This window comes from Enterobacter sp. Ag1 (genome assembly GCA_000277545.1).
GTDB lineage: Bacteria > Pseudomonadota > Gammaproteobacteria > Enterobacterales > Enterobacteriaceae > Cedecea.
In genome coordinates this window covers 1-18383 of the sequence record AKXM01000057.1, presented here as the reverse complement: position 1 = coordinate 18383, position 18383 = coordinate 1, and the positions used below count along the sequence as shown (strand labels likewise).

At 54.9% G+C, this 18383-nt stretch carries 17 protein-coding genes and 1 other annotated feature; of the genes, 6 read left to right on the top strand and 11 right to left on the bottom strand.

Features of this window, described 5'->3' with window-relative positions; all coding sequences use genetic code 11:
- Window positions 1-125: 125 nt before the first annotated feature.
- On the top strand, window positions 126-716 hold the full coding sequence (gene ribA / locus A936_RS20845; RefSeq protein ID WP_008461322.1) for a GTP cyclohydrolase II: 591 nt from the start codon (window positions 126-128) through the stop codon (window positions 714-716).
- Window positions 717-764: 48 nt separating this feature from the next.
- Here the strand turns inward: ribA and acnA are convergent, their stop codons facing one another.
- From acnA to topA, 6 genes are all read right to left on the bottom strand, one after another.
- Window positions 765-3440, bottom strand: coding sequence for an aconitate hydratase AcnA (gene acnA / locus A936_RS20840; RefSeq protein ID WP_008461321.1), 2676 nt, complete (start codon window positions 3438-3440; stop codon window positions 765-767).
- A gap of 228 nt (window positions 3441-3668) precedes the next feature.
- Window positions 3669-3767, bottom strand: a complete 99-nt coding sequence (gene ymiC / locus A936_RS23930) for a small membrane protein YmiC (RefSeq protein ID WP_273969969.1) — start codon at window positions 3765-3767, stop codon at window positions 3669-3671.
- Window positions 3768-3925: 158 nt separating this feature from the next.
- Window positions 3926-4096, bottom strand: coding sequence for a YciX family protein (locus A936_RS23845; RefSeq protein ID WP_157141453.1), 171 nt, complete (start codon window positions 4094-4096; stop codon window positions 3926-3928).
- 2 nt (window positions 4097-4098) lie between these two features.
- Window positions 4099-4227, bottom strand: a complete 129-nt coding sequence (locus tag A936_RS24125; protein WP_008461320.1) for a YmiA family putative membrane protein — start codon at window positions 4225-4227, stop codon at window positions 4099-4101.
- Window positions 4228-4571: 344 nt separating this feature from the next.
- Complete coding sequence (gene cysB, locus A936_RS20835) at window positions 4572-5546, bottom strand: HTH-type transcriptional regulator CysB (RefSeq protein ID WP_008461319.1); 975 nt, start codon at window positions 5544-5546, stop codon at window positions 4572-4574.
- Between the two features lie 198 nt (window positions 5547-5744).
- The gene (topA, locus tag A936_RS20830) at window positions 5745-8342 is read right to left on the bottom strand and encodes a type I DNA topoisomerase (protein ID WP_008461318.1); all 2598 of its coding nucleotides are present in this window, start codon (window positions 8340-8342) and stop codon (window positions 5745-5747) included.
- Window positions 8343-8742: 400 nt separating this feature from the next.
- Here topA and A936_RS20825 point away from each other — a divergent pair, with 400 nt between their 5' ends.
- The gene (locus A936_RS20825) at window positions 8743-8994 is read left to right on the top strand and encodes a YciN family protein (RefSeq protein ID WP_008461316.1); all 252 of its coding nucleotides are present in this window, start codon (window positions 8743-8745) and stop codon (window positions 8992-8994) included.
- Window positions 8995-9030: 36 nt separating this feature from the next.
- Here A936_RS20825 and sohB read toward each other — a convergent pair whose 3' ends face one another.
- Complete coding sequence (sohB, locus tag A936_RS20820; RefSeq protein ID WP_008461314.1) at window positions 9031-10080, bottom strand: protease SohB; 1050 nt, start codon at window positions 10078-10080, stop codon at window positions 9031-9033.
- A 256-nt stretch (window positions 10081-10336) separates the two neighbouring features.
- Here sohB and A936_RS20815 point away from each other — a divergent pair, with 256 nt between their 5' ends.
- A complete protein-coding gene (locus A936_RS20815; protein WP_008461312.1) occupies window positions 10337-11098 on the top strand; it encodes a YciK family oxidoreductase in 762 nt (253 codons plus the stop codon).
- On the top strand, window positions 11095-11685 hold the full coding sequence (gene cobO, locus A936_RS20810) for a cob(I)yrinic acid a,c-diamide adenosyltransferase (protein WP_008461310.1): 591 nt from the start codon (window positions 11095-11097) through the stop codon (window positions 11683-11685). The genes A936_RS20815 and cobO overlap by 4 nt, the downstream gene beginning before the upstream one ends.
- A 31-nt stretch (window positions 11686-11716) precedes the next feature.
- Here cobO and rluB read toward each other — a convergent pair whose 3' ends face one another.
- The 4 genes from rluB to rnm form a co-directional block, all read right to left on the bottom strand.
- The gene (gene rluB / locus A936_RS20805; protein WP_008461308.1) at window positions 11717-12604 is read right to left on the bottom strand and encodes a 23S rRNA pseudouridine(2605) synthase RluB; all 888 of its coding nucleotides are present in this window, start codon (window positions 12602-12604) and stop codon (window positions 11717-11719) included.
- 190 nt (window positions 12605-12794) lie between these two features.
- Window positions 12795-13616, bottom strand: coding sequence for a MerR family transcriptional regulator (locus A936_RS20800; RefSeq protein WP_008461307.1), 822 nt, complete (start codon window positions 13614-13616; stop codon window positions 12795-12797).
- Window positions 13617-13626: 10 nt separating this feature from the next.
- Window positions 13627-14247: an L-threonylcarbamoyladenylate synthase gene (locus tag A936_RS20795; RefSeq protein WP_008461305.1), complete on the bottom strand. Its 621-nt coding sequence runs from the start codon at window positions 14245-14247 to the stop codon at window positions 13627-13629.
- Window positions 14244-15140 carry an RNase RNM gene (rnm, locus tag A936_RS20790; protein WP_192810984.1) on the bottom strand — a complete coding sequence of 299 codons (897 nt, stop codon included), beginning with the start codon at window positions 15138-15140 and terminating at the stop codon, window positions 14244-14246. The genes A936_RS20795 and rnm overlap by 4 nt, the downstream gene beginning before the upstream one ends.
- Before the next feature lie 142 nt (window positions 15141-15282).
- Window positions 15283-15380, top strand: a sequence feature (Trp leader region).
- A 21-nt stretch (window positions 15381-15401) separates the two neighbouring features.
- Here rnm and A936_RS20785 point away from each other — a divergent pair.
- Both A936_RS20785 and trpD read left to right on the top strand, forming a co-directional pair.
- Window positions 15402-16964 (top strand): anthranilate synthase component 1, encoded by a 1563-nt coding sequence (locus A936_RS20785; RefSeq protein WP_008461302.1) that lies wholly within the window; start codon window positions 15402-15404, stop codon window positions 16962-16964.
- A partial coding sequence (trpD, locus tag A936_RS20780) for a bifunctional anthranilate synthase glutamate amidotransferase component TrpG/anthranilate phosphoribosyltransferase TrpD (protein WP_008461300.1) occupies window positions 16964-18383 on the top strand: 1420 nt, incomplete at its 3' end. The genes A936_RS20785 and trpD, both read left to right, overlap by 1 nt.

Below are 18383 nucleotides of genomic sequence, written 5' to 3'. Positions count from 1 at the left end.
AAAATGGCTTTTTAATCTGTCAATGAAGCGAACGACCGCGCGTTATGGCAAAATATCTGACATTAACGTACAGGCCAGACTTCTGGCAGACACCACGGTGTCAAAATAAGTACCTGGAGAATCACATGCAGCTTAAACGTGTGGCAGAAGCCAAACTGCCAACCCCCTGGGGCGATTTCCTGATGGTGGGTTTTGAAGAAGTGGCAACGGGGCAGGATCATGTTGCCCTGGTTTTCGGGGATATTAGCGGTGAAGAGCCCGTGCTCGCGCGCGTCCACTCCGAATGTCTGACCGGTGATGCGCTGTTCAGCCTGCGCTGTGACTGCGGCTTCCAGCTTGAAGCCGCGCTAACCCACATTGCTGAACAAGGCCGTGGCGTGCTGCTTTACCATCGCCAGGAAGGCCGTAATATCGGGCTGCTGAATAAAATACGAGCCTATGCGCTGCAGGATAAAGGCTACGACACGGTAGAGGCTAATCACCAGCTCGGCTTTGCCGCCGACGAACGTGACTTTACGCTGTGCGCCGACATGTTCAAGCTGCTGGGCGTGGATGCCGTGCGTTTACTCACCAACAACCCGAAAAAAGTCGAAATTTTGACTGAAGCCGGGATCAACATTGTTGAGCGCGTCCCGCTCATCGTCGGCCGTAACCCGAAAAATGCGCATTATCTCGACACTAAAGCCGCCAAAATGGGCCATCTGCTGTCTGAGTAAAGACGCTCATCTCGTAAAAAAGCCCCTTTTCAGGGGCTTTGTCGTTTCTTACTTCAGCATATTCCTGATCACATAATGCAGGATGCCGTCGTGACGGAAATAGGTCAGCTCATTGCCGGTATCAATGCGGCAGCGGCAATCAATGACCTGTTGGCGCCCGTCGGCAAAGGTCAGCGTAACCGGCACGCTGGCGCCAGGTTTCAGTTGGTTTAACCCGCTAATATCCAGCTTTTCCTCCCCCGTCAGCCCCAGCGTTTTTCGCGTGACGCCCTGAGGGAACTCCAGCGGTAAAATGCCCATGCCGATAAGGTTCGAGCGGTGAATACGTTCGAACGATTCGGCAATGACCACCCGGACGCCCAGCAAGCGAGGGCCTTTGGCCGCCCAGTCGCGGCTTGAACCGGAGCCATACTCTTTCCCGGCTATCACCGCCAGCGGAATGCCCCGCGCTTTGTAACGCATTGCAGCGTCATAAATAGACAGAACTTCTTCACCCGGCAGTAACCGCGTCATGCCGCCTTCAACGCCTGGCACCATCTCGTTGCGAATACGAATGTTGGCAAAGGTCCCGCGCATCATGACTTCATGGTTACCGCGACGCGAACCGTAGGAGTTAAAGTCTCTGCGCTCTACACCATGCCCCTGCAGGTAGCGCCCCGCCGGGCTGTCAGGTTTAATGCTCCCCGCCGGGGAAATATGGTCGGTAGTGACCGAATCCCCCAGCATCGCCAGCACGTTAGCCCCGTGAATATCTTCCACTGGTTTTGGCTCGGCGCCCATCTCGTCAAAGAACGGCGACAGTCGGATATAGGTTGAGTCGTCCTGCCAGCCGTAGGTGGCCGATCGCGCCACCTCAATGCTGCGCCACTCTTCGGTACCTTCAAACACTTCAGCATATTCTTTGTGGAACATCTCGGTAGTCACCTGCGCGACAGCCGCAGCAATTTCCTGGCTGCCCGGCCAGATGTCTTTCAGGTAGACGTCAGCGCCATTTTTATCCTGCCCTAATGGCTCTTTAGTCAGGTCGATGTTCATGTTTCCAGCCAGCGCGTAGGCGACGACAAGCGGCGGTGAGGCCAGCCAGTTCGTTTTCACCAGCGGGTGAATACGGCCTTCGAAGTTGCGGTTGCCGGAAAGCACCGCGCCCACGGTAAGATCGCCTTTTTTAATCGCCTGCTCGATAGGATCGGGCAGCGGACCAGAGTTGCCTATGCAGGTAGTACAGCCGTAACCCACCAGGTTAAAGCCCAGCTCATCAAGGTATGGGGTCAATTTGGCTTTCGCCAGATAATCCGAGACCACCTTAGATCCCGGCGCAAGCGAGGCCTTCACCCAGGGCTGCGGCTTCAGCCCCAGACTGACGGCTTTTTTAGCCAGCAACCCTGCCGCCATCAGCACGCTGGGGTTTGACGTGTTGGTACAGGAGGTGATAGCGGCAATCACCACGGCGCCATCCGGCAATTGATGCTCTTCGCCCGCCAGCGTGTAGCTGACCGGATGACGATCTTTGTGGGAAGCGTTGACTTCAAGTTCGTTGCTGGCGGCAAACGCTTTTGGCACTCCGCCGAGCGGGACACGATCCTGCGGGCGTTTTGGCCCGGCCAGGCTTGCCTCAACGTCATGCATGTTTAAAGAGAGCGTGCTGGTAAACACGGGTTCATCCCCCGTATTGCGCCACATGCCCTGCGCCTTAGCGTAAGCTTCAACCAGAGCCACCTGCTCTTCGCTACGCCCGCTGAGGCGCATATATTCCAGCGTTACGCCGTCGATCGGGAAGAAACCGCAGGTCGCACCGTATTCTGGAGACATGTTGGCGATCGTTGCCCGGTCGGCGAGCGGCAACGAATCAAGCCCGTCGCCGTAAAACTCAACAAATTTGCCCACTACGCCGTGTTTACGCAGCATCTGGGTGACGGTCAGCACAAGGTCCGTCGCGGTGATCCCTTCCCGCAGTTTGCCCTCAAGCTTAAAGCCGACCACATCGGGGATCAGCATAGATACCGGCTGGCCCAGCATCGCCGCTTCAGCTTCGATACCGCCCACTCCCCAGCCCAGCACGCCAAGGCCATTAATCATCGTGGTATGCGAGTCGGTGCCAACCAGCGTGTCAGGGTAAGCGACAAGTTCGCCGTTCTGTTCTTCACTCCAGACGGCTTTGCCCAGGTACTCAAGGTTCACCTGGTGGCAAATGCCGGTACCGGGTGGCACAACGCTGAAACGGCTGAAGGCCTGCTGGCCCCAGCGTAGAAAGACATAGCGCTCGTGGTTGCGCTCCATTTCAAGACGAACGTTTTCCTCGAAGGCATCGTTGTCGCCGAAATGGTCGACGGTCACCGAGTGGTCAATCACCAAATCGACCGGGGAAAGCGGGTTAACTTTCGCCACATCACCGCCGAGGCGCTTAACGGCCTCACGCATTGCGGCAAGATCGACCACCGCCGGTACGCCAGTGAAGTCCTGCATCAGTACCCTGGCAGGACGATAGGCAATTTCGCGGTCGGCATGGGCCTGTTTCAGCCAGCCGGCCAGGGCATGAATATCTTCGCGGGTGACGGAGTCTTCATCCTGCCAGCGCAGCAGGTTCTCCAGTAAAACTTTTAGCGACTTAGGTAACCGGCTGATATCCCCCAGCTCTTTTGCGGCCAGCGGCAAGCTGTAGTAATGCCAGGTTTTATTTAGCGCCCGTAGAGTGTCCTTACTGGCTTCGCGTAGGGTTAACGACATAGCTCCTCCTTTATGACAGGGATAGCGAGTGCCCTGATTATTCGCAGGGTCACTATTAAAGATAACACAAACCTGCCGTAACGATTTGATAACAACCCAAATTGATAAATGAGGCGAAGGGAATAAACCGTGAATAAACAAACGCCCCAACGGAATGTCGGGGCGAGAGGCGAATCGGGAGGATTATTCGAAGCAGTAAGACAGCGGCGCTCAGCCACTCAACGAAGATTAATTCGCGAAGACACGCAGCACTTCTACCCAAAACAAGGCAGACAGCGTGAAAGCACCGATCCATGACCAATATTTCACGGCATTGTGATTATTCATAGAGTTAACTCAATGTGGCTATATGCAACAAGACTGCTTAATTAAGCAATCACCAGAATGTAGTGCTGTGTGTAATTATTAGTGAATAACAGGTTGCCCTGCGGCAAATAAAAAGTACGTTTAATTCCGCAGAAAAAATAAACAATTCAATAACGATTTTATTGTTTTTTGCTATCGTCTTCAGAAAACAAATCAATAAAGGCCTGCTGCTGTTTCGTCAGCGTCCAGCCTTCAGGTGGCGTGCTTCCCTCTTTCTTAACGTCTTTTCGTGGTTTGCCGCTGTTGCGGGCCACAACTTTAGGTGCAGGACCCCTATCCCGAGTAGACATAGCTACCCCCAAAAATGCCAGGCAACCAGCGCCACAACCAGCCAGAACAAGGCTGACACCAAAAACACCGCCATCCATGCCTTACGTTTCAGGGATGGATCCTGCTGCGATTCCTCACTGCCTGATGACATTGCTAGCCTCATACAATCGACACCACTTATCGTAACGTTTCTAAACAATCGGTATAACTAATCGCCAGTTGGGATTAATCCTAAAGAAACTCTAGCTCAAAAGCCAGAAAAATTGCGCAATAAGCAGGAGAAAAGATTTAATCTTTTGACCTGAAATAAATAATCGAAACGCCAGGTTTGCGCAACCACGAATTATTTACTAGCTGTGTCTCTTAATTGCGACACAATAACCATTAGCAGGATGTGGCTTATTTACGGGAATGGGAATAGACGAAGAAATGCGTTTAATTCTTGTTTAATAATGACTCGGGTATCTTCGGATGTGCCGAAGATACCCTGGGGAATTATTTGGCGGGTAATTTTATATCTTTAAACATCGCTTCAATATCTTCGTTCGAGCGTAATGCCACGGCGGTATCCACCACGTCACGGGTTAAATGTGGCGCAAAACGCTGAATAAAATCATACATATAACTGCGCAGGAAAGTGCTGCGACGGAAACCTATTTTCGTCGTGCTGTGGCTAAATACGCCCTGGGCTTCGATACGGACTAAATCCGGGTCTGAAATCGGATCTACCGCCATGCTAGCAATGACCCCTACTCCGAGTCCCAGGCGAACATAGGTTTTAATCACATCGGCATCGGTGGCGGTAAAGACGATTCGCGGCGTTAACCCTGCACGGTTAAAAGCAGTGTCCAACTCGGAACGGCCGGTGAAACCAAAGGTGTAGGTGACCAGCGGATACTGCGCCAACTCTTCGATGCTAACCGACTCTTTCGAAGCCAATGGGTGATCGGGCGTAACCACAATGGAGCGGTTCCAGTGGTAGCAAGGCAGCATCACCAGGTCATCGTAAAGATGAAGCGCTTCGGTGGCGATAGCAAAATCGGCATTGCCTTTGGAAACCGCCTCTGCAATCTGCGTCGGCGAGCCCTGATGCATATGCAGTGAAACCCGAGGATAACGCTCAATAAAGCCTTTAATCACGCCAGGCAGCGCATAACGGGCCTGTGTGTGGGTTGTCGCCACATAGAGCGAGCCTTTGTCAGGCCAGGTGTGTTCTCCGGCAACGGATTTGATGGCGTCGACTTTCGACAGCACTTCACGGGCGATACGGATAATTTCCTGTCCCGCTGGCGTAACCTGGGTCAGGTGTTTTCCGCTTCGGGCAAATATTTGTATTCCCAGTTCGTCTTCCAGCATACGAACTTGCTTACTGATCCCCGGCTGAGAGGTATAGAGCCCTTCCGCCGTAGAAGAGACATTAAGATTGTGGTTTACGACTTCAACGATATAACGCAGCTGCTGTAATTTCATAGCTTACCGTCCAGGGTCAAAGGCCCCGGCGCAATGGGCGGGGTTAAGACGCAGAAAAAACGAAAATTGACATTGCTTTACTCACTATATCAGTTATAGCTACTTTGTATAGATGGGATAAAAAGATAATAAACGAGTTATATAAGGCACCATAAAAAAACCGGAGACAGGCTCCGGTTTTCACAGGTTCAGGCAGAATTATTTCTTACCAACGACCCATTTGCCGTCAACGAAGAAGGCTGACCAGCCGGTCGCTTTACCGTCTTTATCAGAAGCCACGTACTGCTGCTTCGTTTTACGACTAAAGCGAACGAACGCTTTATTCCCCTCTGGATCTTCCTGAGGAGCGTCGGCCAGATAGCGCAGCTTCTCCGGCAGGCGATCGCGGAAGCGATGCAGCTCTTCAACCAGCGGGGCGCGTGTTTCACGAGATTTCGGGAACGTGTTCGCGGCCAGGAAGACGCCAGCGGCGCCATCACGCAGCACGAAATACGCGTCAGACTTCTCACACGGCAACTCTGGCAGCGGCACCGGATCTTCCTTCGGTGGCGCTACTTCGCCGTTACGCAGGATCTTACGGGTATTTTTACACTCGTCATTAGTACAAGCCATGTACTTACCAAAACGCCCCATTTTCAGGTGCATTTCGGAGCCACATTTCTCACACTCAACGATTGGGCCGTCATACCCCTTGATGCGGAATTCACCCTCTTCGATTTCGTAGCCATCACAGGTCGGGTTATTACCGCACACGTGCAGCTTGCGCTTCGGATCGATAAGGTAGCTGTCCATCGCCGTGCCGCACTTCTGGCAGCGGCGCTTGGCACGAAGGGCGTTAGTTTCCGCATCGTCACCTTCCAGCACGTTAAGAACTTCGTTCTCCGGTACCAGGTTGATGGTGGTTTTGCAGCGCTCTTTCGGCGGTAACGCATAGCCAGAACAGCCGAGGAACACGCCGGTACTCGCGGTACGGATCCCCATTTTACGGCCGCAGGTTGGGCAGTCGATGCTGGTCAGAACCATCTGGTTCGGACGCATACCGCCTTCTTCCGGATCCTGCTCCGCTTTCTCAAGCTGGCCGCTAAAATCAGTGAAGAAGTTGTCCAGCACGCCTTTCCACTCGGCCTGGTTATTGGCCACCTGGTCAAGACTGTTTTCCATTTGCGCCGTGAAGTCGTAATTCATCAGCTCGCGGAAGTTCTCTTCCAGGCGATCGGTAACAATTTCACCCATTTTTTCGGCGTAGAAACGGCGGTTCTCAACGCGCACGTAGCCACGATCCTGAATGGTTGAAATGATAGAGGCATAGGTGGACGGGCGGCCAATCCCGCGTTTTTCCAGCTCTTTCACCAGCGACGCTTCGCTGAAACGCGCGGGCGGCTTGGTAAAGTGCTGGGCTGGAAGCAGTTCAACCAGCGTCAAAGATTCGCCCGGATTCACCGCCGGTAAGGTGCGATCTTCATCCCCCTTGCGCAGCGCAGGCATCACTTTCGTCCAGCCATCAAAGCGCAGCGTGCGGCCACGCGCCTTCAGACGGTACTCACCGGCTTCCACCGTCAGCGTGGTGGAGTCGTATTTCGCTGGCGTCATCTGGCAGGCGACGAACTGGCGCCAAATCAGCTGATAAAGCTTCTGGGCATCCGCCTCCATGTCTTTTAACGCTTCCGCCTGCACGGCCACGTCAGAAGGACGAATCGCTTCGTGCGCTTCCTGAGAGTTATCCTTGCTGGCGTATTGATTGGCATCCGCCGGCAGGTATTTCTTACCGAAGTTTTCTTCGATGTAGCCGCGTACCATGCTCACCGCGTCCTGGCTCAGGTTAGTAGAGTCAGTACGCATATAGGTAATGTGGCCCGCCTCGTAAAGACGCTGCGCCATCATCATGGTTTTCTTCACGCCGAAGCCAAGGCGGGTGCTGGCAGCCTGCTGCAGCGTGGAAGTGATGAACGGCGCCCCCGGTTTGCTGCTGGTCGGCTTGTCTTCACGATCCAGAACGGTGTAACGCGCTTTTTCAAGCAGGCTAACGGCCGCCATGGTCTGCTCGCGGTTAACCGGACGGAACGGTTTGTCTTTATGGTGACTCACCTGTACCGGCAGCGCATCGCCCTTCGGCGTCGACAGGTTGGCATCGATTTCCCAATACTCTTCCGGGACGAACGCTTTAATTTCGCGTTCACGCTCAACCACCAGGCGAACGGCCACGGACTGAACGCGCCCGGCAGACAGGCCACGCGCAATTTTTTTCCACAGCAGCGGAGACACCATATAGCCCACAACGCGGTCCATAAAACGGCGCGCCTGCTGGGCATTCACACGGTCAATATTCAGTTCACCCGGCTTTTCAAACGCCTGACGAATCGCATTCTTAGTGATTTCATTAAACACCACGCGGCTGTAGCGGGTGTCGTCGCCACCGATAACTTCCCGCAGGTGCCAGGCAATGGCTTCCCCTTCGCGGTCAAGGTCGGTTGCGAGATAGATGTGGTCTGCTTTTTCTGCCAGTGATTTCAGCTCGGAGACCACTTTCTCCTTGCCAGGCAGCACTTCGTAATGAGCATCCCAGTCATGCCAGGGATCGACACCCATACGGTTGACGAGCGCTCCGCGTTCATCCTTTTTGACCTTTTTGGCCCCTTTGGCGGCGGTAGAGTCAGCGCTCTTTTTGGTGGTTGATCCACTGGTCGGCAAATCACGGATATGACCGACGCTGGACTTCACCACGTAGTCGTTTCCGAGATATTTGTTGATCGTTTTGGCTTTTGCCGGGGACTCAACGATAACGAGAGCTTTACCCATTTTCACCTTTACCTATTTAATTCTTCCAGGAATACGTCGCAAATTTTCACCTTCCACTGGCGACGCGCTTTTTTATATTGCGGCAGCGTAGAAGGAGATCAACTCTTTTTTTCAATAACCTGCAACACCCACGGCTCACTCGTCGGGTATTGAAGGCCTAAAGTCTCAAACAAGTGGCATAGCACGACGGAAGTTTGGTCGAATGTCAAGCAATTCTGTTGCCAGATTTGCGAAAGCGTCACACTCTACCTGATAAAATATGTTACGCAACTTTATTAGCATGCAATACCGGATCCCGCCAGCACGGTTAACTTTTTTAAGGCCACAGGGTTTACAGGGAAAATTTGCCCTTTTCCCTCAAGCGGACGTAAACTAGCGCCAGTTTTTTAAGGAGAACATCATGCAAGAGACAACTCAGCCTATTGACCGCGAATCCCTCCTCGCAGAGGCGAACAAAATCATTCGTGAACATGAGGATTTCCTGCACGGAATGGAAGCCACCGGCGTGGAGCAAAAAAACGGCGTGCTGGTCTTTAGTGGAGAATACTTCCTGGACGAACAAGGTTTGCCCACGCCGAAGAGTACGGCGGTGTTTAATATGTTTAAACACCTGGCCCACGTCCTGTCAGAAAAGTATACGCTGCAGGGCTAAACGAAAAGCGAGGCTTAAACGCCTCGCTTTTTTGCTTTACAGCAGTGGTTTTTCACCACGCTGCCACCAGCGCAACAGCAGGCGATCTAAGCTATTCGCCGCGCTACCGGTGAAGCGGTCCATCATTTTTTTACGCTGCAAATAACGTACATTAATAGCGTCAAAATCTTTCATCATCCCCAGCAGCAGATCGTCGCTGGTCGCCACGTCATCAACCAGACCTTTTTCTTTCGCCTGGGTACCGTACCAGTGCTCGCCCGTAGCCACTGATTCAATATCAAGGCCCGGACGCATGCTGCTGACAAACTGTTTGAACAGGTGATGCGTTTCGTTGAGATCTTCCCTGAACTTCTCACGCCCCTGCTCAGTGTTCTCACCCAGCAGGGTCAGCGTGCGCTTGTACTGCCCCGCGGTGTGCAGCTCCACGTCGATGTCATTGCGCTTAAGCAGGCGATGGAAGTTAGGGATTTGCGCGACAACGCCAATCGAGCCGATGATCGAGAAGGGCGCGGCCACAATGCGCTGGGCCACACACGCCATCATATAGCCGCCGCTGGCCGCCACTTTATCCACCGCAATGGTTAAAGGCACGGCTTTGTCCCGCAAGCGCTGGAGCTGTGATGCCGCTAGCCCGTAGCCATGAACCACTCCGCCAGGGCTTTCCAGGCGCAGCAAAACTTCATCCTTGGGTTTAACAACTGATAGCACGGCGGTAATTTCTTCACGGAGCGAGCTGACCTCGTGGGCATCCATGCTGCCTTTAAAGTCGAGGACGTAAAGCGTCGGCTTGCCTGAACTGGCCTTTTCGCCACGTTTAGCCCGCGCCTTTGCCTGCTTCGCTTCGAGCTTAAGCTTTTTCTTTTCTTCTTTAAGCCACAGCTTCTGCTGATGCGGGTCGAGCATAGCGACCTGCATCTCCTGCTGTACATCCTGATACTGCTCGCTCAGATTCGTCAGCCTTAGTTCACCCCGGCCCTGTTTCTTACGTTGCGCAACGTTCACCAGGATAAGTGCAATGGCACCAATTGCCACCACGATGGTCACCGCTTTAGCCAAAAAAAGTCCATAGTCAGCAATCAGATCCACATTTACCGCCTTTATCACCAAGCATTGTTAATCTCCGCAGTGTACCCGAGCAGGCACACGTTCGTCTGTAAGTAACTATAAAGGCAGCATGAGGGCATCCTTAAAAGATTTGGCTCGGGGAAATTTTTGCAAAATGTTAATCCTTAGCATTGTCTCCGGCTGACTGATTGAAATACGCCCGTCTTTAAGGCATAAAGCCAGGTAACTTAACGAGAAATAAGACGTGAGCATATTGCATCACGCGAGGAGTAAAACCGTGCACTATCAGCCGCAAGATAATTTACTGAAAAATCGCATTATTTTAGTGACCGGTGCCAGCGATGGCATCGGCCGCGTCGCCGCACTCACCTATGCCAGATTTGGTGCTTCGGTGATTTTGCTGGGGCGCAATGAGCAAAAGCTCCGCGCCGTCGCCGGTGAGATCCAGTCTCACGGTTTGCTCCCCGCGCACTGGTTCACGCTCGACCTGGCTACCGCCACGTCGGCAGATTGCCATGCGCTGGCTAACAAGCTTAGCGCGCTGGTTCCTCGCCTCGATGGCGTCCTGCATAATGCCGGTATTCTTGGCGATGTCGTGTCGATGGACAAGCAGGATCCCGACACCTGGCAGGCCGTCATGCAGGTGAACGTCAATGCGACCTTTTTCCTGACTCAGGCTTTGCTTCCTTTATTACTTAAATCCGAATCTGGCTCTCTGGTGTTCACCACCTCAAGCGTGGGTCGCCAGGGCCGCGCTGGCTGGGGCGCTTACACCGCCTCGAAGTTCGCGACGGAAGGCATGATGCAGGTGCTGGCGGAGGAGTATAAGCAGCACAACCTGCGCGTAAACTGCATCAACCCAGGCGGTACTCGCACCGCAATGCGCGCCAGCGCCTTCCCCACGGAAGATCCGGCTAAACTGAAAACGCCCCGGGATTTAATGCCGCTTTATCTCTGGCTGATGGGCGATGACAGCCGCCGTAAGACCGGCATGAGTTTTGATGCCCAGCCTAACCGTAAACCGGGGATTTCAGAATGAGCGAAGAGCGTTATCAGCAGCGCCAACAGCGCCAGAAAGAAAAGGTTGATGCGCGCATTGCAGAAGCCCAGCAGGAGCGCGGGATCCTGATAGTCTTCACCGGCAACGGGAAAGGTAAAACAACCGCCGCATTCGGCACCGCTACCCGCGCCGTAGGCCACGGCAAAAAAGTCGGCGTCATTCAATTTATCAAGGGCCAGTGGCCGAACGGCGAACGTAATCTGCTGGAGCCACACGGGGTTGAGTTTCAGGTGATGGCGACAGGCTTTACCTGGGAAACGCAAAACCGGGAAACGGATACCGCCGCCTGCCTTGCGGTGTGGGAGCACGGCAAACGGATGCTGGCAGACGCCAGGCTGGATATGGTGATCCTCGACGAGCTGACCTACATGGTGGCCTATGATTATCTTCCGCTGGAAGACGTCTTAAGCGCGCTGACTAACCGCCCGGCGAATCAGACAGTGATTGTGACTGGCCGCGGGTGCCACCGCGATATTCTGGAGATGGCCGACACGGTGAGCGAACTCCGCCCGGTTAAGCATGCGTTTGACGCCGGGGTGAAGGCGCAGATGGGTATTGATTACTAATAAAAAAACCCCTCAAAAGAGGGGTTAAGATTTAGCTGCCGCTGCCGTTATTACGGCTGCTGCTGGCGCGCCGGTTGCCGCCGGTCACTTGGGTGTGACGCTTCACGGCACGACGAATCTGGTTCGCTTTCATGCGGCGGCGATCTTTTTCTACCGCCACTTTACTGCTGGTTTCTTCCGGCAGTTCCACCAGCGTTCGCAGGTAGTTTGTCTGCGCCAGGTCAAGCTCGGTATAGCCCCCGCGCGGAAGGCCTTTCGGTAGCTTAATGTCACCGTAACGCACGCGAATAAGGCGGCTCACCTGAACACCGACAGCTTCCCACAGGCGACGAACCTCACGGTTACGGCCTTCGGTCAGGGTCACGTTATACCACTGGTTAATGCCTTCCCCGCCGGTGAACTTGATGGTTTTGAACGCCGCCGGGCCATCTTCAAGCTGCACGCCACGAGACAGTTGTCTTACTTTGTCGTCATCCACCTGGCCAAACACGCGTACGGAGTATTCACGCTCCACTTCACGGCTTGGGTGCATCAGGCGATTTGCCAGTTCTCCGTCGGTGGTGAACAGCAGTAAACCACAGGTATTCACGTCCAGACGCCCAACGGCAATCCAACGTGCACCGCGCAGCTTTGGTAAACGGTCAAAAACGGTTGGGCGCCCTTCCGGGTCGCTGCGGGTACACAGCTCACCTTCCGGCTTGTAATAGGCCAGCACGCGGCAGATCTGTTCCGCTGATTCACGGATGGAGATCAAATGACCATCGATGCGGATTTTAAGCGACTGGGTAATTTCAACGCGATCGCCCAGCGTGGCAATTTTACCGTCAACGCTTACGCGGCCTGCAGAGATAATGGTTTCAATCTCACGACGGGAACCATGGCCAGCGCGAGCCAGCACTTTTTGTAACTTTTCGCTCATTGAGCTTCCTCGGGTGTCGCCTTCACAGGCGTCTCAGATACTTTGAAATCAAAAGGCATGGGCCTGATGAAGTATAAATACGAATTTGAATGGCTGCCCGGCAATGCAGGAAAACCGCTGACAGCATCGTGGCCGCACATACTACACGAATTTTAACGTAAATGGAGTGAAAACCCGTTTCCAGATTTGCTCACCGCTGGCTCTGAGTATCCAGCAGTGCAGCTTGCTCGCCGGAAGCACAATTGCGCGGAGTAGCCACATTTTTATTTCCTCTGGCGGCCTCACTGCCTCCCAGAAAAACAGGAATTCCGCTCTTCAGCCAGCGGTGATACTGTGCCTGTTGGTTAGCATCCAGCGCCTTATCGGCCCAAATCATAATGTGGTCCGCATGAATACGGCTAAGATCCGGGCAGGGAATACCGCGATCCAGGACCTCAACGCAAAAACCGTCGCTGGCAAAACGGATCCCTTCCAGCCAAAGCTCGACGGGATCTTTTAGCGAAAGTGCCAGAATAAACAGACTGCCGCCGGGCCGCTTGCGCCCACTGGCCAGGACGAACGTCGCATATTCAATCAGCGCCGTATCAAGCAATGCGCTATTCATCGCCTGTTCCTGCTGTGCATCAGCGTTAAGCCATAGTCTCAGCGGGCGGATAACCTCATCAATAAAAATAGCAGGCGGGACTTCGCGGCCATAGCGCCAGATAAGCGCCCTCAACTTCGCCGGCTGCATCGCCTCACACTGCGCCAGCAGGGCTTCCTGAACGTCGAGCCATCTGAAAGGCGGAGACATTTTCTCGCCTTTCAGCAGCGCCAGCATATCCGACAGAGCTACCCCTTTCTCAAGCCAGCCGACAATCGCGGCGACCTGCGAACAGTGGGTAAAATCAAAAAAACGGTGCCCGTTCTCATCCACCTGCGGCTTGATCAACCCATAACGCTGCCAGCTACGAATATTGGCGGGCGTCACGCCGCATTGAGAAGCCAGAACATCAATGTTAAATCGGGCCATAGCGATTTCCTTACAGGAAAGGTTTAACGTCCCCGACGCCCTCGCGCATAACAACCGGCGCGTCTTCAGTCAGATCGATAACCGTGGTGGGCTGCTGCCCCAGATAGCCGCCGTGGATAACCAGATCCACCACTTTCTCGAGGCGATCTTTGATCTCTTCAGGATCGGACTCGGTAAACTCGCTACCCGGTAGCATCAGCGAAGTCGACAGCATCGGCTCATTCAGCACTTCAAGCAGCGCCAGCGCAATCGGGTTTGACGGCACGCGCAAACCGATAGTTTTACGTTTTTCCTGCAGCAGGCGACGGGGAACCTCTTTGGTGCCCTTCAGGATAAAGGTGTAATTCCCCGGTGTGTTGTTTTTAATCAGACGGAATGCCACGTTGTCGACGAAGGCGTATGTCGACAGCTCCGACAGGTCCCGACACATCAGGGTAAAGTTGTGGCCGTCAGGGAGCTGACGAATGCGGCAAATGCGCTCCATGGCGCCCTTGTCTTCAATCTTGCAGCCCAGCGCATAGCCGGAATCGGTAGGGTAAACAATGACCCCGCCTTTACGAATAATATCGACGGCCTGATTAATCAGGCGCGGCTGCGGGTTATCCGGGTGGATATAAAAAAACTGACTCATACTACCCTCTCTTTAGCGATGCGGCTCTGCTCCCAGTGCTGCCAGACGGGCTCAACGCCCGCCGGTAGCCACAGCTTACGGCCCAGTTCAATCCACGCGCAGGGTAGATGAAAATCAGATCCCTGCGACGCCAGCAGATTAAACTGCTTAGCGTAGCTGGCAAGCTGGGTACGTTCGTTGGGAGCCTGCTGGCACTGCGCAACTTCCATGGCATCGCCACCGTGTTCGGCAAAGTGCGCCAGCAGTCGTTTTAGCCATTTTGCGGTCAGGCCGTAGCGCCCTGGATGCGCCAGCACCGCCTGCCCGCCAGAATGATGAATCACATCAATAGCTTGTTCTATTGTACACCACTGTGGCGGAACGTATCCGGTTTTCCCCTTAGCCAGATACTTTTTGAAAACATCGCCCATATTGCTGGCTTTGCCCTGCTCGACCAGAAAACGAGCGAAATGCCCGCGGGTAATTGCCCCGCTGCCTGCGTGACGCATTGCCCCTTCCAGCGCACCGGGAATACGCGCTTTATCCAGACGTTCGGCAATCATTACGGCGCGCTGGCTGCGGCGTTCACTTTGCTGCTCAAGAAAAAGCTTCAGCGCCGGGTGCTGTTCATCAATACCCAGGCCAACGATATGGATTTCGTGATTTTCCCAGACGGTGGAGATTTCAACGCCGCTAATTAACTGTAGCGGTAAATTCAGGCGCTGGATTTCAGCCCTTGCGGCAGGCAGACCAGCGACGGTGTCATGATCGGTAATGGCAAGTACCGTGACGCGCATATCTACCGCGCGATTAACCAAAGCTTCAGGAGACAACAGGCCGTCCGAGGCGGTAGTGTGGCTGTGTAAATCGTGGATCGTGGCCAGGGTGGGCTCGCTCAAAATGGCTCCAGAAATGGATAGAGAGAAATTTAGCGGCCCATGATAACGATAATCGGCTATTTTAAAAAATCGGTATTGACAATAAAGCCGCGAACCAGTTTACTAGTACGCAAGTTCACATAACGAGGTATCTGAAATGAAAGCGATGAATTCCCTGCACGGTTGGTGGCGTACTCCCTGAACTCGGGCGGTGCGATCGCGTACGCTGTTTAACAGCACAGATACCAGGCCCGCCAACGATGCGGGCTTTTTTTTGAACAAAATTTGAGAACTAAAATGCAAACACAAAAACCGGCACTTGAACTCCTGAGCAGCGAAGCTGCCTACCGTGAAAACCCAACGGCCCTTTTCCACCAGCTGTGCGGTGCGCGCCCTGCGACGCTGCTGCTGGAGTCCGCAGACATCGACAGCAAAGACGACTTAAAAAGCCTGCTGCTGGTCGATAGCGCCATGCGCATTACGGCCTTAGGTGACACCGTCACCTTACAGGCCTTGTCTGCTAACGGCGCTTCCCTGCTGCCGCTGCTGGATGCCGCCCTGCCGGCTGGCGTCGAAAACGAGCACTTCCCTGATGGCCGCACCCTTCGCTTCCCAACGGTCAGCACGTTATTAGATGAAGACGCGCGCCTGTGCTCGCTGTCGGTCTTTGACGCATTCCGCATTATGCAGGAACTGGTGAGCGTGCCCGCGGATGAACGCCATGCGATGTTCTTCGGCGGTCTGTTCGCCTACGACCTGGTGGCCGGTTTTGAGGACCTGCCGCAGCTTAAACAGGACAACCGCTGCCCGGACTACTGCTTCTACCTGGCCGAAACCTTATTGACCATCGATCACCAGAAAAAACAAACCCGCATTCAGGCCAGCCTCTTTACGCCTTCCGTGAGCGAAAAACAGCGTCTGCATAAACGCACCGAACAGCTGCGCCAGCAAATCAGTGAAGAGCCTGCAGCCCTGCCGGTGCAGAAAGTTGAGCACATGAGCTGCGATGTCAATCAGACAGACGAAGAGTTCGGGGCGGTTGTTCGCCAGATGCAAAAAGCCATTCGCATCGGTGAAATTTTCCAGGTTGTGCCATCCCGCCGCTTCTCGCTGCCTTGCCCGTCACCGCTGGCGGCTTATCAGACGCTGAAGAAGAGCAACCCAAGCCCGTACATGTTCTTTATGCAGGACAACGATTTCACACTGTTCGGCGCTTCCCCGGAAAGCTCGCTCAAATACGATGCGACGAATCGCCAGATTGAGATCTACCCGATTGCCGGCACCCGCCCTCGTGGCCGCCGCGCCGACGGATCGCTGGATCGAGACCTGGACAGCCGTATCGAGCTGGAAATGCGTACCGACCATAAAGAACTCTCAGAACACCTGATGCTGGTTGACCTGGCGCGGAACGATCTTGCCCGCATTTGTACGCCGGGCAGCCGCTACGTGGCGGATTTAACCAAAGTCGACCGCTACTCCTTCGTGATGCACCTGGTCTCCCGCGTTGTCGGCGAGCTGCGTCACGACCTGGACGTGCTGCACGCCTACCGCGCCTGCATGAATATGGGCACCCTGAGCGGCGCGCCGAAAGTGCGTGCGATGCAGCTGATTGCCGGGGCCGAAGGCGTTCGTCGCGGCAGCTACGGCGGCGCGGTGGGTTATTTCACCGCCCACGGCGACCTCGATACCTGCATCGTCATCCGCTCAGCCTACGTCGAAGACGGCATTGCCACCGTGCAGGCCGGCGCTGGCGTTGTCCTTGATTCAGACCCGCAGTCCGAAGCCGACGAAACCCGCAACAAAGCCCGCGCTGTTTTGCGCGCCATTGCTACCGCGCATCACGCCCAGGAGATTTTCTAATGGCTGACATTCTGCTGCTCGATAATATCGACTCATTCACCTATAACCTGGCGGACCAGCTGCGCGCGAACGGCCACAACGTGGTGATTTACCGTAACCACGTCCCGGCACAAACGCTGATCGAACGCCTGGCCACCATGGATAACCCGGTGCTGATGCTGTCCCCTGGGCCAGGTGCCCCAAGCGAAGCGGGCTGCATGCCGGAATTACTGACGCGAATGCGCGGTAAACTGCCGATTATTGGCATTTGCCTCGGCCACCAGGCCATTGTGGAGGCTTACGGCGGCTACGTCGGCCAGGCGGGCGAAATCCTGCACGGCAAAGCCTCCTCTATCTCCCATGACGGCGAAGCGATGTTTGCAGGGCTGCCTAACCCGCTGCCGGTGGCGCGCTATCACTCCCTGGTGGGCAGCAACATCCCTGCCGGCCTGACCATCAACGCGCATTTCGACGGCATGGTGATGGCGGTTCGCCACGAGGCTGACCGGGTTGTGGGCTTCCAGTTCCACCCGGAATCCATTCTCACCAGCCACGGCGCTCGCCTGCTGGAGCAGACCCTCGACTGGGCGCTGCAGAAGCTGAAGCAGGCCAATACGCTGCAGCCGATCCTCGACAAGCTTTATCAGGCGCAAACCCTGAGCCGCGAAGAGAGTCACCAGCTGTTTTCTGCCATCGTTCGCGGTGAGCTGAAGCCAGAACAGCTGGCGGCCGCGCTGGTCAGCATGAAGGTGCGCGGTGAACACCCGAACGAAATCGCCGGCGCCGCATCTGCCCTGCTTGAGCACGCCGCGCCGTTCCCAAGCCCGAGCTACGAGTTTGCCGATATCGTCGGCACCGGCGGCGACGGCAGCAACAGCATTAACATCTCCACCGCCAGCGCCTTTGTTGCCGCCGCGGTCGGGCTAAAGGTCGCCAAACACGGCAACCGCAGCGTTTCCAGCCGTTCGGGTTCCTCCGATCTGCTGGCAGCGTTTGGCATCAACCTGGAAATGAACGCGGATGCTTCCCGTAAAGCGCTGGACGAGCTGGGCGTTTGCTTCCTGTTTGCGCCTAAGTACCACACCGGTTTCCGCCACGCGATGCCGGTTCGCCAGCAGTTGAAAACGCGCACCCTGTTCAATGTTTTAGGCCCGCTGATTAACCCGGCGCATCCGCCGCTGGCGCTGATCGGCGTCTACAGCCCGGAACTGGTGCTGCCGATTGCTGAAACCCTGCGCGTCCTCGGCTATAAACGCGCAGCTGTGGTTCACAGCGGCGGCATGGATGAAGTGTCGCTCCATGCGCCGACGCTGGTCGCCGAACTGAATCAGGGTGAAATCAAAAGCTACCAGCTGACCGCCGCCGATTTCGACCTTCCGGCCTATCACCAGGAAGCACTGGCGGGCGGCACGCCGCAAGAAAAACGTGACACTCTGACTC

Coding starts and splice junctions, on each gene's coding strand:
- cysB (WP_008461319.1), bottom strand. CDS start 5,546: ATGAAATTACAGCAGCTGCGTTATATCGTTGAAGTCGTAAACCACAAT.
- A936_RS20795 (WP_008461305.1), bottom strand. CDS start 14,247: ATGAGTCAGTTTTTTTATATCCACCCGGATAACCCGCAGCCGCGCCTG.
- A936_RS20785 (WP_008461302.1), top strand. CDS start 15,402: ATGCAAACACAAAAACCGGCACTTGAACTCCTGAGCAGCGAAGCTGCC.
- cobO (WP_008461310.1), top strand. CDS start 11,095: ATGAGCGAAGAGCGTTATCAGCAGCGCCAACAGCGCCAGAAAGAAAAG.
- A936_RS24125 (WP_008461320.1), bottom strand. CDS start 4,227: ATGTCATCAGGCAGTGAGGAATCGCAGCAGGATCCATCCCTGAAACGT.
- A936_RS20800 (WP_008461307.1), bottom strand. CDS start 13,616: ATGGCCCGATTTAACATTGATGTTCTGGCTTCTCAATGCGGCGTGACG.
- topA (WP_008461318.1), bottom strand. CDS start 8,342: ATGGGTAAAGCTCTCGTTATCGTTGAGTCCCCGGCAAAAGCCAAAACG.
- rluB (WP_008461308.1), bottom strand. CDS start 12,604: ATGAGCGAAAAGTTACAAAAAGTGCTGGCTCGCGCTGGCCATGGTTCC.
- ribA (WP_008461322.1), top strand. CDS start 126: ATGCAGCTTAAACGTGTGGCAGAAGCCAAACTGCCAACCCCCTGGGGC.
- ymiC (WP_273969969.1), bottom strand. CDS start 3,767: ATGAATAATCACAATGCCGTGAAATATTGGTCATGGATCGGTGCTTTC.
- acnA (WP_008461321.1), bottom strand. CDS start 3,440: ATGTCGTTAACCCTACGCGAAGCCAGTAAGGACACTCTACGGGCGCTA.
- A936_RS23845 (WP_157141453.1), bottom strand. CDS start 4,096: ATGTCTACTCGGGATAGGGGTCCTGCACCTAAAGTTGTGGCCCGCAAC.
- A936_RS20825 (WP_008461316.1), top strand. CDS start 8,743: ATGCAAGAGACAACTCAGCCTATTGACCGCGAATCCCTCCTCGCAGAG.